The organism is Arthrobacter caoxuetaonis, from assembly GCF_023921125.1.
Classification (GTDB): Bacteria; Actinomycetota; Actinomycetes; order Actinomycetales; family Micrococcaceae; genus Arthrobacter_B; species Arthrobacter_B caoxuetaonis.
Genome location: NZ_CP099466.1, coordinates 1,129,990 through 1,146,665, shown reverse-complemented (window position 1 = coordinate 1,146,665; position 16,676 = coordinate 1,129,990). Strand labels below are relative to the sequence as shown.

Here is a 16,676-nt window from a genome sequence, read left to right as displayed (position 1 = left end):
TCCCGTGCCTGCTTTCCGTTCCCCGGCCTCCGGCGCCGTCTGGCGCCGGAGCCTGGCCGGACTTCCGATCCTGGGGCCCGGCGTTATCGTCCTGTTTGTGCTGGCGGTCCTGCCGGTAGCGCTGGTCACCGTCTATGCCTTTTTCGAGCGCGGCCGGTTCGGCGGCGTCGAATACAACTTCACCCTGGACAACTTTGTCCGGCTGGCGGACCCGCTCTACCTGGGCGTGGTGCTCAAATCCATCCTCATTGCCGGCGCTGCCACGGGCATCGCCCTGCTCATCGGCTACCCTGCGGCGCTGTTCATCTCGCGGCTGCCCAAACGCTGGCGCACCCTGGCACTGATCGCTGTCCTGCTGCCGTTCTGGACCAATTTCCTGATCCGCACCTACGCGTGGATCCTGCTGCTGAACAATGCCGGCTGGATCAACCAGGGACTGCAGTGGCTGGGCATCACCAGCGAACCGGTGGCCATGCTCTACACCGAGCCGGCCGTCGTCGTCGGGCTCGTCTATATGTACCTGCCGCTGATGATCCTGCCCCTGTACGCCTCCCTGTCCTCGCAGGACCCGCAGCTGACCGAAGCAGCCATCAACCTGGGGTCCTCCCCGTTCCGGGTCTTCCGCACCATCACCCTGCCGCTCTCCGCTCCCGGGGCACTGACCGGCTGCATCTTCGTGTTTGTGCCGGCCATGGGCAACTTCATCATTCCGGAGCTGATCGGCGGCGGTAAGACCGTGCTGATCGGCAACCTCATCCGCGACCAGTTCCTCAAGGCCCGCGACTGGCCCTTCGGCGCGGCGCTGGCGCTGGTCATGACCGCGTTCCTGGTGCTCCTGCTGGTGCTGCAGCAGCGTGCCTCCCGCGCCGTCAGCGAAGGCAAGACCCCACGGAAGGCGGACGCATGAGCACCACCGCAGCCACATCCGGAGCCGCCGCAGGAACTCAGGCAGCGCACAGGCTACGACGCCGCGGCGCACGGCCCGGGCGCAGCTGGCACCTGCGGGTGCCGTTCTGGGGCGCCATCGCGTTCCTGTACCTGCCGATCCTTGTGGTCACGGCCATGTCCTTCAACGCGTCTTCCAACCTGTTTTCCTGGTCCGGGTTCTCGCTGAAGTGGTACGCGGAGGTCTTCCGCTCCCCGGAGATCCTCGCGTCCCTGGGCAACACCCTGGTGGTGGCCGCCGCAGCTGCCGTCCTGGCCACCGTGCTGGGCACGCTGACCGCCGTCGGCATCCACCGCTACACGAAGGGCGGGCTGATCCGTGCGATCGCGATTGCGCCGGCCATGCTGCCGGACCTGCTCCTGGCGATCGGGCTGCTGAGCCTGTTCACGCTGCTGAACTTCACGCTTGGCCTGCTCTCGGTGATCCTGGCGCACACCGTGTTCGCCATGGCGTTTGTCACCGCGATCGTCCTGGCCCGGCTGGCCCAGGTGGATCCCAGCCTGGAGGAGGCTTCCCGTGACCTGGGTGCCTCCCCGGCACGGACGCTGCTGCGGGTCACCGTTCCGCAGCTGGGCCCGGCGATCATTTCCGGCGGGCTGCTGGCCTTCACCCTGTCCCTGGACGAATTCGTCATCGCTTTCTTCACTACCAGCCCAACTGTCTCCACCCTGCCCATCAACATCTACTCGATGGTGCGCTTCGGCGTCTCCCCCGAGATCAATGCCCTTGCCACCATGCTGCTGGGCCTGACCGTCCTGGCGGTCCTCGGCACACAACGACTGACCAAGATTGCGGATTCTCTATGACCACCGGACCTGCTCCCGTTCCCGGACCGCAGCCGCTGCTGGCGCTGCGCGGCCTCAGCCACAGCTACGGCTCCGTCCAGGCCCTGCACGGAATCGACCTGGATATTGCCGACAATGAGTTCTTTGCCCTGCTGGGCCCTTCCGGCTGCGGCAAGAGCACCCTGCTGCGTTCCATCGCCGGCTTCGAGACGCCCGCCGAAGGAGAGATCCTGCTCGACGGCGGTCCGCTGACCCGGCTGCCGGCCCACCGACGCCCGGTGAACATGATGTTCCAGTCCTATGCACTCTTCCCCCATCTGAGCGTGGAGAAGAACGTGGCCTACGGGCTGGAGGCGGAAGGCACCGGCAAAGCAGAGGTACGCCGCCGGGTCGGCGAGGTACTGGAGACCATCGGACTGACAAAATTCGCCAAACGCAGGCCCAGCCAGCTCTCCGGCGGCCAGCGCCAGCGGGTTGCCCTGGCCCGGGCAATCGTCAAGCATCCACGACTGCTGCTGCTCGATGAGCCGCTCTCGGCCCTGGACCGCAAGGTCAGGGCGGAAATGCAGCTGGAACTCAAGCGGCTGCAGCATGAGGCAGGCATGACGTTCGTGGTGGTCACGCATGACCAGGAAGAAGCCATGTCCATGGCGGACCGCGTGGCAGTGCTGAACGGCGGCCGGCTGGAGCAGGTCGATACGCCCGTCGGCCTCTATTCGGCACCGGCGTCCCGCTTCGTCGCAGACTTCATCGGTTCCGCCAACCTGCTCGACGGCACGGCAGTGGCCGGGGGCATCCTGCTGGAATCCGGACTGGTACTCGCGGCGGACCACGGGCTTTCCGCGGGGAGCGCCGCTACGGCGGTCATCCGCCCGGAGGATGTGGTCCTGACCGCGCCCGGGGCCGGAATCCTGGACGGAACGGTGCTGGACACCTACTTCCTCGGAGGCACCTCCACCGTGGCGGTTCGGGTCTCGGGTGTTCCCGCCCCCTTCATCTGCACCCTTCGCTCCGTCCACGTGCCGCAGCGCGGCTCGGAGGTCGGGCTAATCGTCGACGCCGCCCGCACGGTTGCCGTTGCCGATGACCGCGGCGCAGGACCGCTGGAGGCAGCCGCTCAGGAAACCGTCAGCTCATGAGCGGTGGCAATACGGGCATAGTCGGCAATCAGGCCTGCGGCGGCTTCGGCATCGATGCTGGGGTGGCGGGCAATGATCCGGTAACCGTAGGCATCTTCCAGAGCCACGAGGTTGCGGGCCACGGTCAGCGGGTCCTGGGCCAAGGTGAACACGCCGCGGGCAGCGCCCTGTTCGAGGACCACGAGGTACATGCCGACCTGCCGCTCGTACAGCGAGGTCAGAAGGGTTGCCGTCACCGGATGGTTGCCCGCAGACCCGCCCAGGGCACAGAGCATGGCGACCTGCGTGTCTTCCGGACCGGAGGGCAGGCCGGAACGGATCAGGGCCAGCAGCCGGGCAGCCGGGTCATCCGGCAGCGAAGCGAGCATCTGCACCCGCTGTTCGTAGAAGCGCTCCATGGCCTCCCGGTTTGCCTCGAGCATCAGGTCCTCGAGGTTCGGGTAGTAGTACAGCACCGCCCCGCTGGTCAGCCCGGCTTCCTCCGCGACGCGGTTCAGCCGCGCACCGTCGGGGCCGTGCTTGGCCACCGCCCGCTGCGCGGCCGCCACGATTTCGCTGCGGCGTGCGGTCTGGTTCTTCGGGCGTGCCATGTGAAACCTTCCTCGATTGCTGATTTACCACGATAGGGCACATTCGGCGAAACACGAACTTCCACAAAAGTAATTTCAATCACCCACTGTTTCCAGGAGGCACCCGTTGACAAATTCACGGACTTTTCTTTTCATGCCGGAAAGCGCTTACGGCCCTACGAATAATTGCATTGGTATTGGTAATGAGCTCCTCAAGCGCGGCCACCGTGTTGTCTTCGCGGCGGAGTCTTCGTGGCGCGGCAAGCTTGCCGCGCTTGGGTTCGAGGAGGCCCTGGTGGACTTCGCCCCGCCGGCGGACGAGCCGGAGGACGCCGGGGCGGGAGATTTCTGGAAGGAATACATCAAAGCCATCTCCCCGGAATTCCGGAAATCAACCCTGGAGCAGGCCGAAACGGTTATCCGACCCATCTGGGAAGGTGCAATTGACGGCGCCAAGTACTGCGAGCCTGAATTGCGCCGCATCATTGCGGAAGTAAATCCCGATGTCATCATTGAAGACAACGTGGTTGCCTTTCCCGCGCTGGTAACCGCCGGGAAGCCGTTCGTCCGGATGGTCTCCTGCAACCCGCTGGAGGTAACCGGTCCCGGGATTGCGCCTGCCTATTCCGGGCTGGGCCGGGACGACGAAAGCGCCTGGGAGGAATACCGCGCCGAATACGAGCGCACCCACAAGGACCTTTGGGAAGACTTCAATGCCTGGGTCCAGGAGCAGGGTGCACCCGCGCTGCCCCGCCTTGAGTTCATCCATTCCGGCGTCCACAACATCTACGTCTACCCCGAGGAGCTGGACTACACCGACAGCCGTCCCCTCGGCGAGGACTGGACCCGAGTGGACTCCGCAGTGCGGGAAACCGAATCCGCTGTAGAGCTTCCGCCGCACTTCCTGGACGGCACCAAGCCGCTGGTCTACTTCAGCCTGGGCTCCCTGGGCGGCGCCGACGTCGAACTCATGCAGCGCACCGTGGACATCCTGGGCACCGCCGGGGAGTACAACTTCATTGTCTCCAAGGGTCCGCTGCATGAGGAGATCACCCTCGCGGAGAACATGTGGGGTGCGGAGTTCCTGCCGCAGACCCGCATCATTCCCCTCGTGGACCTGGTCATCACCCACGGCGGCAACAACACCACCACCGAGGCCCTGCACTTCGGCAAGCCGATGATTCTGCTGCCCCTGTTCTGGGACCAGTACGACAACGCCCAGCGCGTCCATGAATCCGGTTACGGCCGCCGGCTGGACACCTACACCTGCACGCCGGAGGAACTGCTGGGCACGATCTCCGACCTGCTCGGCGACACGGAGCTGCTGGCCCGCTGCCGTGCAGCCGGGGAACGGATCCGCGCCGTCGACGGCCTTTCCGCCGCGGCCACCGCCCTGGAAAACGTCGCCGCTTTCCACTGACCGCACCACATCACCAGATCACCACCAATGCAAGGAACCACCATGGCCTCCGGAACTTTCATCTCCAACGACTACCGTGCCTCCGCCGGCGAAGTGCAGGAACTTATTAATCCAGCCACCGGCGAAGTCTCCGGCACCCTCCCCGCCTCGACCGTGGACGACGTCGACTCCGCCGTCAGCGCCGCCCGCGGCGCCGCGGCAGGCTGGGCCGCCCAGACCCCGGGCCAGCGTGCCCGTATGCTGCTGAAACTCGCCGATGCGCTCGAAGCCGACGGTGAAGCGCTCACCGAACTGGAAGTCACCGAGGGCGGCAAGCCCTGGACCACCGTGCTGGACGGGGAGATCCCTTTCGGGGCGGATAACCTGCGCTTCTTCGCCGGAGCGGCCCGGTCCGTGGACGGCACCGGCGCGGGAGTGTTTTCCGACGGTTACACCTCCATGATGGTCCGCCGTCCTGTGGGTGTGGTCGCCGGGATCACTCCATGGAACTTCCCGCTGATCATGGCCCTGTGGAAGGCCGGCCCCGCGCTGGCGGCCGGCAACACCGTGATCCTCAAGCCTGCCCCGCTGACTCCGGGATCCACCCTGCGGCTGGCTGAGCTCGCCGCCGGCGCGGGCCTGCCCGCGGGCGTATTGAACGTGGTCACCGGCGGCGGGGACATCGGTTCCGCGCTGGCAGGGCACCGCGGCGTGGACATGGTCTCGGTAACTGGTTCCACTGCCACCGGACGCGCCGTGATGCAGGGTGCCGTCAAGGACGTGAAGCGGGTGCACCTGGAGCTGGGCGGTAAGGCCCCGGCCCTGGTCTTCGCCGACGCCGACATCCCCCAGATGGCCCGCGCCGTCGCCCTGGGCGCAACCTACAACACCGGCCAGGACTGCACTGCCGCTACCCGCGTGTACATCCACCGGAGCATTTTCGACGACGCCATTGCCGCCCTGCGTGCAGAGCTGAAGGGCATCAACATCGGTGATCCGCACGATCCCGCCACCCACATCGGTCCGCTGATCTCCGCCGCACACCGGGAGAAGGTGGCCGGTTTCATCCGGCGGGCGGTCGACGGCGGAGCCCAGGCCCTGGAGGGCGGCTCCCCGCTGGCGGGCCCGGGCTTCTACTTCCCGCCCACCCTCGTGGTGGGCGCTGCGCAGTCCTCCGAACTGGTGCAGGGCGAGATCTTCGGCCCGGTGCTGGTGGCCCTGCCCTTCGATTCGGAGGACGACGCCGTCGCGCTGGCCAATGACAGCGCCTACGGCCTGGCGTCCTCCGTCTGGACCGCCGACGTCGGGCGTGCCATCCGCGTCAGCCACCAGCTGGAAGTGGGCGTCACCTGGATCAATGACCATCTGCCGCTGGCGTCCGAGGCTCCGCACGGAGGTGTGAAAGGCTCGGGATTCGGCAAGGACATGAGCATCGAACCGCTGCTGGACTACTCCGTGACCCGACACCTCATGATCCGCCACGCCGTGCCGCCGGAAACGACGGGCTACCGCCCGGCCTGATCCGCACCCTGCATACACCTGCGAACCACCACCGATCGAAAGCAGATACCGTGCCCCGCACCACCCCAACCACCTATGAGCTGGCCGAGCAGCGCATCCCGGCCGCCGCCGTCACCGCTGCCCTTGCCTCCGCCGCTCCTGCTCCCTACTGGCTGGACCGTCCCGAACGGCCCGCTCCCCTTCCGCCGCTGGAATCCCGGATCTCCGCTGACCTTGTTGTGGTCGGCGGCGGGTACACCGGGCTGTGGACCGCTTTGCTGGCCAAGGAACGCAACCCGTCCACCATCGTGGTGCTTCTCGAGGGACAGGAAGTGGGCTGGGCGGCCTCGGGCCGCAACGGCGGTTTTGTCTCCGCCAGCCTGACCCACGGCTACAGCAACGGGGTCAAGCACCTGCCCCAGGAGGTGGACCTGCTCAAGGACATGGGGGACGAGAACCTGGCCGAGTTCGCCCAGGCGATCCAGCGCTACGGCATCGACTGCGACTTCCAGTGGAACGGCACCCTGGCGCTGGCCACCGATCCGCACCAGGTGGACTGGCTGCGCGAGGAAGCCGGGCACGACGGCGTCGAGTTCTTCGATCAGGAGCAGGTCCAGGCCGAGGTGAAGTCACCGCTGTATCTGGCCGGCGCGTGGAACAAGAAGGGCAGCGCACTGGTTGATCCGGCGCGGCTGGCCTGGGGACTGAAGCGTGCCTGCCTGGAACTGGGCGTGCAGATCTTCGAACACTCCCCCGTGCGGTCGCTGGCTAAGTCCGGGTACGGCGTCGAAGTGGAGACCGACGGCGGCACGGTGTCCGCGGCGAAGGTCGCCCTGGCAACGAACGTTTTTCCGTCGCTGCTGCGCCGGGCGCGTCTGCACACGGTGCCCGTCTACGACTACGCGCTGATGACCGAACCGCTGACCGAGGCGCAGCTGGAATCCATCGGCTGGTCCCGGCGGCAGGGGCTCGACGACGTCTCGAACCGCTTCCACTACTACCGCCTCACGGAGGACAACCGGATCCTCTTTGGCGGCTATGACGCGCCGTACCACTACGGGCGCAGCATGAAGCCCGAGTACGACCAGAGCGAGGAGTCCTTCCGCCGCCTGGCTGCGCATTTCCTGGCCACCTTCCCCCAGCTGGAAGGCATCTGCTTCACGCATAAGTGGGGCGGGGCGATCGACACCTGCAGCCGGTTCTTCTCCTTCTTCATGAAGGCCTACGGCGGACGTGTTGCCTATGCCGCCGGGTTCACCGGCCTGGGTGTCGGCGCCAGCCGGTTCGCGGCCAATGTACTGCTGGACCTGCTCTCCGGTGTCCAGACCCGGCGCACTTCCCTGGAACTGGTGCGGAAGCTTCCGCTGCCCTTCCCCCCGGAGCCGGTTGCCTGGCTGGGCGTGAAGATCACAACCGCTGCCATGGTCCGCTCCGATCGCCGGCAGGGCAAACGGGGTCCGTGGCTGAAGCTCATGGATGCCGTGGGAATGGGGTTCGACTCCTAGCCCTTTCGCCGCGCCTCCCTTTTGGGCCCCCATCTCCGGGGCCCTTTGGAGTGCCCGGCATTTCAGCCGCGTGCCTCCTTCGGCCCTATTCCCCCTCCCGAAGGAGGCACGTTTTTTGGTGTGCAGTTTAGGGGTGGTGTGCGGGGGCTGTGCGGCTGGGCTGCAGCGGGGGTGGTTGCGCGTGTCTACCGGACCGTGTGTCCGAATCTGACCGCGAACCCCGTTGCGCCTGGGCACCCCGGCTCCCAACCCCGATTGCGCATCTATTGCGCATGTTTGGGCTTCGGCTGCTGGGCCTGGTTGAGCGCCCGGCGCTGACCGGTGCCGGGGCCCTGCCCATCCTCTGCTGCGCTGACGCAGTTACCAGCCACCCCGAATCTTTTGCTGCAATAACGCAGTTACCAGCCCTTTCACGGAGCCTCTGCTGCAATAACGTCGCTCTGAAACGGTGAAAGGGACGTCAGCGCAGCAATGAATACCAGTGCTACCCGCTCACAGCGTTATTGCGACAACGGATTCCGCTGCTGGCACCCGGCGGTCGGCAGAGCTGCCCAGGTTCACAACCCATGTGGCGCCTGGGACTGTCGGGATCACACCAGTCCCACCGACCACGACAGCGGGGAAGCGGTGCGCTGCCGGCCGGCCTGATATGCGGGCGGGCCCCTTCCTCCTAGCAACCTTTGGGGAGATAACGCTCTTACAGGCCGATCGGGCGAAACCTTCGGGGAGATAACGTCGTCTTGACCGTTCCAAAGCGACGTCAACTCCCCGAAGGTAGAAGGGAACACTCGCCAAAGGACGTTATCTCCCCAAAGGATGCCCCAACGCCCGGCGTGAGTACATCTTCCCGTGCGGGTCGTGCGTCCCAAAGCTCGTTTCATCAGACCCGGTCAGGCGGTTGCCAGCACCAGCCACCCGCGGTTTGGCGCATACGGCAGATCCCGGATCTCCACTGCTCCGAATCCGGCCTCCGCAAGGGTGGAGCGCAGCGCGCCCTGGGTGCGGAAGCGCAAGGTGCTGGTGGAGTCCAACCGTCCACCGTCAGAGTGGGTTTCAAAAGCAAACATCCCGCCGGGGCGGAGGCAGGTGTGAATCCACCTCACGCTGCCGGCTCCCGGCTTGGAACGGGCCACCTCAACAGATGCCGGCGCCGGATCCACACCAAGCACTGCAACGCCGCGCGCTGCGAGAAGGCACGCCAGCGTACCGGTTCCACAACCGACGTCGAGAACCGCGTTCACCCGAGCCTCCGCGGCCAGGTCGAGATACGTGTCGAGGTCACTGCGGTCGCCTTCCAGGGCGTCGTACACCCCGGCAAGCCTGGGGTGGGAGAAGATCGCGTCCGGCATCCCCCGACCCTACTCCGGCTACTCCTTGAAGATCGCGTCCAGTACTTGGTGCGCCCACTGCAGCACCTCGGCATCCTGCAGGTCCCGGCCGCCGATCTTCGCGGTCTTCGGCTTGGGAATGAGGATCGAGTTCAGCGCCGGCTTCACCTGGGATCCCGGATACATCCGCTGCAGGCGCATGACCCGGGATTCGGGCAGGTCCCCGGGCGAGAACCGGATGAAGTTGCCCTGCAGCGCGACGTCGGTCAGTCCGGCCTCGCGGGCATCCACCCGGAACCGGGCGACGTCGATCAGGTTCTTCACTTCCTGCGGCGGCTCACCGTAACGGTCCACCAGTTCGGCGAGGACCTCGTCAATCGCCTCGTTCGTCAGCGCTGAGGCCAGCTTCCGGTAGGCCTCCAGCCGCAGCCGCTCCCCCGGTACGTAGTCGTGCGGCAGATGCGCGTTGACCGGGAGCTCGATCTTCATTTCCGCGGCCTTCTCCTCCGCCTCTCCGCGGTAGTCCGCAACGGCTTCCCCGACCAGCCGGATGTACAGGTCGAAACCGACCCCGGCGATGTGGCCGGACTGTTCACCGCCGAGCAGGTTGCCCGCACCGCGGATCTCCAGGTCCTTCATTGCCAGCTGCATGCCGGCGCCGAGCTCGTTATGAGCAGCGACCGCCTTCAGCCGTTCCAGGGCCACCTCGCCCAGCGGCTTCTCGGACGGGTAGAGGAAGTACGCGTAGGCACGTTCCCGGCCGCGGCCCACACGGCCGCGCAGCTGGTGCAGCTGGGACAGGCCAAAGTGGTCGGCCCGGTCCACAATCAGGGTGTTGGCGTTGGAGATGTCCAGGCCGGTTTCGATGATGGTGGTGCACACCAGCACGTCGAACCGTTTCTCCCAGAAGTCCACGATGATCTGCTCGAGCTTCGATTCGCTCATCTGGCCGTGCGCGACGGCGATCCGCGCCTCCGGGACCAGCTCCTGCAGGTTCGCGGCGGTCCGGTCGATCGAGGAGACCCGGTTGTGGACGAAGAACACCTGCCCCTCGCGCATCAGCTCGCGCCGGATCGCCGCGGATGCCTGCTTGTCCGTGTACGGGCCAACGTAGGTCAGCACCGGGTGCCGCTCTTCCGGCGGGGTGGCCAGCGTGGACGTTTCCCGGATGCCGGTCAGCGACATTTCCAGGGTTCGCGGAATCGGGGTGGCGCTCATGGCCAGCACGTCCACGTTGGTGCGCAGCTTCTTGAGCGCTTCCTTGTGTTCGACGCCGAAGCGCTGCTCTTCATCCACGATCACCAGGCCCAGGTCCTTGAACTGGACTTCCTGGGAGAGCAGGCGGTGGGTTCCGATGATCACGTCCACCGACCCGTTCAGCACGCCTTCAATGACTTCCTTCGCCTGCTTGGCGGTCTGGAAGCGCGAGAGCGCAGCGACGCGGACCGGGAATCCGGAGAAGCGTTCGGAGAAGGTTTCCATATGCTGCTGGGCCAGCAGGGTCGTCGGCACCAGGACCGCCACCTGCTTGCCGTCCTGCACCGCCTTGAACGCGGCCCGCACCGCAATCTCGGTCTTGCCGTAGCCGACGTCACCGGAGACCAGCCGGTCCATGGGAATCTCGCGTTCCATGTCCGCTTTGACCTCATTGATGGTGGTCAGCTGGTCCGGGGTCTCAACATAGGGGAACGCTTCTTCGAGTTCGCGCTGCCAGGGGGTGTCCGGGGCAAACGCGTGACCGCGGGAGGCCATGCGTGCGGAGTAGAGCCGGATCAGCTCTCCGGCGATCTCCTTGACCGCCTTGCGGGCCTTGGACTTGGTCTTGGCCCAGTCCGAGCCGCCCATCTTGGACAGCACCGGAGTCTCACCGCCCACGTACCGGGTGATCTGGTCCAGCTGGTCGGTCGGCACGAACAGCCGGTCCCCCGGCGCACCGCGCTTGGCCGGGGCGTATTCCAGGACAAGGTACTCCCGGACAGTCTTGTTCGTGCCTGCACCGGTGGCACGTTGGAGCAGTTCCACGAACCGGCCGACACCGTGCTGTTCGTGCACCACGTAGTCGCCTTCCTGCAGCTGCAGGGGGTCGACGGCGTTGCGCCGCCGCGAGGGCATCTTGCGCATGTCGCGGGTCGAGTTAGCACTGGCTCGGCCCAGGAGGTCCGCTTCCGTGAGCAGGCCGGTCTTGAGGTTGTCGAACACGAAGCCGCGCCCGGCGCTGGCCGTGGTGATCTCGATGATGCCCGGCTGTGGTTCGGAGTCCAGGGACTCCACCCGGGTGGCCGGGATGTCATTGTCGTGGAACAGCTCAGCCAGCCGGGCTGCCGGGCCGGGCCCTTCGGTCACGACGACGACGCGCCACTGGTCCCGGACCCGGGAGCCGATGAACTCCATCATCTCCGCGACGTCGCCCTTGTAGCCGCGCGGTTCACGGGCGTTGATGGTCAAGGTGTCGATGTCCAGGACGGTTTCATCGTCCGGATTGAAGGAGGTGATGGCCCACCACGCGACGTCGTTGGCCAGGGCCGCGGAACGGGTGTCCGTCAAGGAACGGAAGCTCGCAGCTTCCAGGTCTGCGCTGAGCCCGGCGGAGAGATCGACCGGCGCCGCACCGCCGTCGGACGCTGTGGCCCAGGCCGCGGCGAGGAACTCTTCGTTGGTGGATTCGAGGTCGTGGGCGCGGGCGCGGACCTTCTCCGGCTCGATGACCACGGAGATGGAGCCGGCCGGCAGCTGCCCCATCAGCGGCACCATTTCGTCCACCAGCACCGGTGCGAGGGATTCCATGCCTTCCACGGCGATCCCGCCGGCAAGCTTCTCCAGCATGTCCGCTGCGGCGGGCATCTGGTCCTTCAGCTTCGCTGCCCGGCTCATGACCGCCGGAGTGATCAGCAGTTCACGGCAGGGCGGGGCGTAGAGCTCCTTGGGGTGGACGACGTGCTCACCGGTGAGGGTGCGCTGGTCGGCGACGGCGAACCAGCGCATGGAGTCCACTTCGTCGCCGAAGAAGTCGATCCTGATGGGGTGGTCATCAGTGGGCGGGAACACGTCCAGGATGCCGCCGCGCACGGCGAACTCGCCGCGGTGGGAGACCATGTCCACGCGGGCATAGGCGGCGTCCGCGAGCGCCTTGACCACGGAATCGAACGGGCACTCATCCCCTACCGCCAGGGAGACCGGTTCCAGGTCCCCGAGTCCTTTGACCAGGGGCTGCACGACCGCGCGGACCGGTGCCACCACGATCTGGACCGGGTCATTGCCGGGATGGGCGAGCCGGCGCAGGACGGAAAGCCTGCGCCCCACGGTGTCCGAGCGGGGCGAAAGCCGTTCGTGCGGCAGGGTTTCCCAGCTGGGGAACTCCTCTATACCGGCCAGCGGCAGGTAGCTGCGCAGGGCTGCGGCAAGGTCTTCGGCTTCCCGCCCGGTGGCAGTAACGGCCAGCACCACCGGAGGCTTGCCGCCGCCGTCGATCGATGTCTCCGCCAGACCATCCACCATCTCGGCCAGCAGCGCGGCCCGCATTCCCTGCGGTGCACCGATCTCCAGGTCCTGGCTGCGCTGCGCCGGCGGACGCGCGGAGTGCGCCCGAAGGCGGGCGTAGGACGGGTCCTCGGCCAGGGCAGCGCGCAGTCCGTTCAGGCTCATTACGGGGGTATCTCCTTCAGGGCAGGCAACGCAAGAACCCGAAGCTGGCAATCAACCCCGGGTCGGTAATTCCAGCCTACCCGCTGCCCGGCAGCCGGCACCGGGCTTACAGCTGAGGGCGGACAGCGCAGAAGGCCGCCCGCAGTTTCCTGCGGACGGCCTTCTGATGGTGCGGGAAGATGAGCTGCTAGCGCAGTGCCTCGTGACCCCGGTACTCAGGCGCAGCGGGCAGGGCGCGGGCGGAGGCAACCCCGGCACCGCCCCGGATGTCCGCATCCGTCTGGGCGAAGGTCAGCACGGAGTGGGCAACCGCGTCAGACATCTCGTGGAAGAGCTTCTTATCGATGTTGCTCAGATCGTCACAGGTGTTGTGGTAGCAGGGGTCGTAGGAGACACCCGCAGTGCCGCCGAAGAGAGCTGCTTCCTCTTCGGTCTTGACGCCCTCTGCGCCGGTGAACAGGCCGCCGGCCGGAATCTGGTTGAGGATAAACGCCTGGTAATCCGAACGGCCGCTGAACTCCGTCGGAGCCGATGCCTGGCCCTGTCCGGCGAAGTACTCCTCGAAGACACCCTCAATCACGTCCGATCCGGGAGGACCAGTCATACCGAACGCATCCCCGTCGCCGTCGTAGACGAACCGGCCGCCGTTAACCGAGCCCACCATGTCGAAATTCAGGTTGAGCATGGTGTTGGCCAGTTCCGTTTCGCTGAGCTGGGCAACGTATTCGGTCGATCCCACCAGGCCGTCTTCCTCAGCCCCCCAGAATGCGAACCGCACCTGGTTCTCGAGCTTGAATTTGCCAGTCTTGCCGAGCTGGATCGCGGTTTCCAGGATGGCGGCGGAACCACTGCCGTTGTCATTGATGCCCGCACCCTCCTGCACTGAGTCCAGGTGGGCGCCCACAACTACCTGCCGGGTCGGATCGCCCTTGGGCGTGTCCGCAATGACGTTGAAGGTTTCCGTTTGCTGGACTGTCGAGTCCACGGCCAGATGCACCGTTGCACCCGCAGTGGCGGCGAGCGCCTCGCCAAGCGCATAGGTGGTGCCGACGGCAGGAATCGCCGACGTCACGCCGCCCAGCGTTCCGTTGACCAGGCCGGTGCGGTCCTCTGTGGGAATCACACCCTGGTTGAAGACGATTGCAGCCGAGGCTCCGGCTGCCGCCGCATTGGCAACCTTGTCCGAGAAGGGACAGGTTCCACGCTGCATGAGCGCGATGTTCCCTGCCGTGAAGTCCGCGAAGTCCTCCGGCTCGCAGCCGGAGGTGTTGGCGCGGTCTCCCGTGAGGTTGATGTCTACCGCTGTCACTTCCGCAGTGACGTCCCCGGGCCCGGAGTAGCTCATGGTGGTGTAGTCAGTCCCTGCGGTGTAGGTGAGGGCTTCCGGTGACACCTGCTCCAGGGTCTCGCTGCTGAGGATGAACTGTTCATAGGTGAACGGCTGGCGGAACGGCTCGTAACCTGCCTTGCGCAGCTGCGACTCCACGTACCGGGCGCCGGCCTCGTAGCCCGGAGTGCCCGCCGCACGATTGCCGCCATTGGCATCCGCTGCTGCCTGGAACGCCTCGAGGTGTCCCATCAGGCCCTTCAGGCTCACCTTGTCGCGAAGTTTCGCGGAATCGCTCTTCCCCGGGTTCCCCGGCTTGCCTGGCTTATCCGGCTTGCCTGGATTTCCCGGGCCCGGCTTCCCGGGCTTATCCGGCTTGCCGGGCTTGTCAGGCTTACCTGGATTTCCCGGGTTTCCCGGCTTGTCGGGCTTACCGGGGTTTCCCGGTTTGTCCTGGCCCGGCCCGTTGCCCTGGCCCGGCCCCTTGCCCTGGCCCGGCCCCTGATGCGAGCTGCCCTTACCCCCTGAATTGACCTCGGCAGCAAACGCCGGCGCTCCTGCCGACACCGTGAGGACAATCGTTGCCGCGAGAGCTGCCCCGCGCATGGATTTACTAAGTTTCATCGTTCCCCTAAGAGTGCGAGTGAATGGATGGCTTTGAGTGCGCCGCCCCCGGGACACAAGCCGTGCCGCGATGTTATGGGAATACTTCGGACTCCTAACAGACCGCTTTGGAACTATGCCCAATAACGGCGGGGGGCCTTCTCAAAGCCGGGGTTTTCGGCTAGGTTCCCCCTCTGACGAGGGCGGGTGTGGTCTTCTGCGGCACCTGCTGTAACGCTTGAAGGGCACGGCAACACCGCAACGCTTAGTCCACAGCTCATCGGAGGCCGCCCCATGAAACACAACCCGGGACACGCCGCGGGACGCAGAGCCTTGTTAGTGCTCATCGCGCTGATCACTGCATCCCTGTTCTTCACTGCCTGTTCCAATGATGGAAACGAGGAGGACACCGCGAACAACGCTGCGTCGTCCCCGGCGTCCGAAACCGGGGTCAGCAGCGACTGCGAAACCGGACCCGAAGCGACGTCGGCCTCGTGCCAGGCGGCAGGCCCGGGCCGGACAGTGTCTGCTGAGCGGTGTCCCGGCTCTTCTCCAACCGCCCTTGAAGGGGGCGTCATCGAAGGCGCATTCGGTCCTTGGTGTGAAAACGCCATAGCGACCGCGTATGCCACGCCGGACACCGACGCGCTGATCCCGGAGGGAGCGGAAGTGGAACTGACGATCCGGGAGACGGATATGGACACCACCGTGGACATGCAGGTGCAGGGCTTCGCCTCCGGTGCGTCCTACACGGGCATTCTCCATGAGGGTGTGTGCACGGAAAGCCCCGGAGACATCGGTCCGGAATTCGTCAATCAGGGCAGCGGGGACAACCCCAATTCGAATCTGGTCCTTGATTTCACCACCGAACCCGACGGATCAGCCGAAGCCTCGGTATCCGTCCCCTTCCTGGTACCTGACATGGCTTCGGGTGATTCCATCGTTCTGCATGACGCGAACCAGTCAGTTGTCGGGTGTGTGAGGATTCCCTGAGCCCCTCACCCGCTAACGCGAGTTGGGGACAGCTCCGGTTCACCGACTAGGATGTTGGGCGGGTCCGGCACCATGTGCCAGGCCTTCCGCACATTCCCTATCGGAGGACCCACATGGCCCTGTCTGCTTCCACTACCCTTCCTTACGACGCCGCAACGCTGACGAAGACCTACACGGACGAAGGATTCATCCGGAGCCTCAGCGAGCATGTCGGCGGTTCCCTCGTGTCACTGGAGGTCGACGGCGACATCTCCGGTCCCTTCACGCTCACCGCTGTGCGGTCCATCCCGACAGACCGGCTGCCCGATGTCGCGAAGAAGCTGGTCGGAAGCTCACTGACCGTCACGCAGAAGGAAAACTGGGAAGCCCCGGCCCCGGACGGCTCCCGGACGGCCACTATCGATCTCTCCGTTGGCGGCGTGCCGCTGAAGGTGAGCGCGGTACAGCGGCTTGTCGTCGTCGCCGAAGGCACCCGCACGGACGTTGAGGGCACTGTCAGCTCCTCCATCCCCTTCCTGGGCGACAAGATCGCCAAGGCTGCTGAACCCATGATCGGCAAGGCGCTGACCATCCAGGCAGCCCAGGCCGGCAAATGGATCGAAAACAGCTAGGCCCGCCCAGCGGTTCTTAAGGAGAACACCCCCCGTGACACTCACTGCGCCCCTGGCGTTTGTCCTGATTGCTGCCGGCCTCTGGTCGGTCATCGCCTGGTTGCCCTTCCTCCGCCGCGTCCTGAAGGACCCGCAGGCACGGGACGCCAACGGCGCCCCGACCCGTTTTATGACCACGAACCTGATGATGATCACGACGGCGATGATTTTCGGAATCGCCACCGCCGTCATCGGGGTCCGGGCCCTGGCTGGCTAGCCGGTGCCCCTGAAGGGGCACCGGACCGGTAGGCTTGACGGTAGGTGAGCCGGGAAGTCTGGTCGGCAGTGAT

13 protein-coding genes are annotated in these 16,676 nt (G+C 65.9%); 9 read left to right on the top strand and 4 right to left on the bottom strand.

Translation table 11 applies throughout. The annotated features are described in order from the left end of the window. Positions 1-4 precede the first annotated feature (4 nt). Genes NF551_RS05160 through NF551_RS05150 form a run of 3 tightly spaced genes read left to right on the top strand, consistent with a single transcriptional unit; the run spans position 5 to position 2,870 of the window. Complete coding sequence (locus NF551_RS05160) at positions 5-907, top strand: ABC transporter permease (protein ID WP_227894992.1); 903 nt, start codon at positions 5-7, stop codon at positions 905-907. Beyond that, positions 904-1,752 (top strand): ABC transporter permease, encoded by an 849-nt coding sequence (locus tag NF551_RS05155; RefSeq protein WP_227894993.1) that lies wholly within the window; start codon positions 904-906, stop codon positions 1,750-1,752. The genes NF551_RS05160 and NF551_RS05155 overlap by 4 nt, the downstream gene beginning before the upstream one ends. After that, a complete protein-coding gene (locus NF551_RS05150) occupies positions 1,749-2,870 on the top strand; it encodes an ABC transporter ATP-binding protein (RefSeq protein ID WP_227894996.1) in 1,122 nt (373 codons plus the stop codon). The genes NF551_RS05155 and NF551_RS05150 overlap by 4 nt, the downstream gene beginning before the upstream one ends. Here NF551_RS05150 and NF551_RS05145 read toward each other — a convergent pair. Beyond that, entirely contained in the window at positions 2,849-3,460 is a 612-nt protein-coding gene (locus NF551_RS05145) for a TetR/AcrR family transcriptional regulator (protein WP_227894997.1), read from the bottom strand. The genes NF551_RS05150 and NF551_RS05145 overlap by 22 nt on opposite strands. Positions 3,461-3,593: 133 nt before the next feature. Between NF551_RS05145 and NF551_RS05140 the strand changes: the two genes are divergently transcribed. Genes NF551_RS05140 through NF551_RS05130 form a run of 3 tightly spaced genes read left to right on the top strand, consistent with a single transcriptional unit; the run spans position 3,594 to position 7,843 of the window. Beyond that, positions 3,594-4,859, top strand: a complete 1,266-nt coding sequence (locus tag NF551_RS05140) for a glycosyltransferase (protein ID WP_227895000.1) — start codon at positions 3,594-3,596, stop codon at positions 4,857-4,859. A 42-nt stretch (positions 4,860-4,901) separates the two neighbouring features. After that, the gene (locus NF551_RS05135; protein WP_227895002.1) at positions 4,902-6,359 is read left to right on the top strand and encodes an aminobutyraldehyde dehydrogenase; all 1,458 of its coding nucleotides are present in this window, start codon (positions 4,902-4,904) and stop codon (positions 6,357-6,359) included. A 50-nt stretch (positions 6,360-6,409) separates the two neighbouring features. After that, positions 6,410-7,843 (top strand): NAD(P)/FAD-dependent oxidoreductase, encoded by a 1,434-nt coding sequence (locus NF551_RS05130; protein ID WP_227895005.1) that lies wholly within the window; start codon positions 6,410-6,412, stop codon positions 7,841-7,843. A gap of 890 nt (positions 7,844-8,733) precedes the next feature. Here NF551_RS05130 and NF551_RS05125 read toward each other — a convergent pair. The 3 genes from NF551_RS05125 to NF551_RS05115 form a co-directional block, all read right to left on the bottom strand. After that, positions 8,734-9,192: a methyltransferase domain-containing protein gene (locus tag NF551_RS05125; RefSeq protein ID WP_227895008.1), complete on the bottom strand. Its 459-nt coding sequence runs from the start codon at positions 9,190-9,192 to the stop codon at positions 8,734-8,736. A gap of 18 nt (positions 9,193-9,210) precedes the next feature. Next, on the bottom strand, positions 9,211-12,813 hold the full coding sequence (gene mfd / locus NF551_RS05120; protein ID WP_227895011.1) for a transcription-repair coupling factor: 3,603 nt from the start codon (positions 12,811-12,813) through the stop codon (positions 9,211-9,213). Between the two features lie 187 nt (positions 12,814-13,000). Next, complete coding sequence (locus NF551_RS05115; protein ID WP_227895014.1) at positions 13,001-14,764, bottom strand: M28 family peptidase; 1,764 nt, start codon at positions 14,762-14,764, stop codon at positions 13,001-13,003. Positions 14,765-15,037: 273 nt separating this feature from the next. On the opposite strand from NF551_RS05115, the gene NF551_RS05110 reads away from it, so the two are divergent. The 3 genes from NF551_RS05110 to NF551_RS05100 all read left to right on the top strand — a co-directional run bounded on the left by NF551_RS05110 (position 15,038) and on the right by NF551_RS05100 (position 16,603). Then, on the top strand, positions 15,038-15,736 hold the full coding sequence (locus NF551_RS05110; RefSeq protein WP_227895018.1) for a hypothetical protein: 699 nt from the start codon (positions 15,038-15,040) through the stop codon (positions 15,734-15,736). A 113-nt stretch (positions 15,737-15,849) separates the two neighbouring features. After that, positions 15,850-16,347: a DUF2505 domain-containing protein gene (locus NF551_RS05105; protein ID WP_227895021.1), complete on the top strand. Its 498-nt coding sequence runs from the start codon at positions 15,850-15,852 to the stop codon at positions 16,345-16,347. Positions 16,348-16,381: 34 nt separating this feature from the next. Then, positions 16,382-16,603 carry an SCO4848 family membrane protein gene (locus NF551_RS05100; RefSeq protein WP_227895022.1) on the top strand — a complete coding sequence of 74 codons (222 nt, stop codon included), beginning with the start codon at positions 16,382-16,384 and terminating at the stop codon, positions 16,601-16,603. The last annotated feature ends 73 nt before the right edge of the window (positions 16,604-16,676 follow it).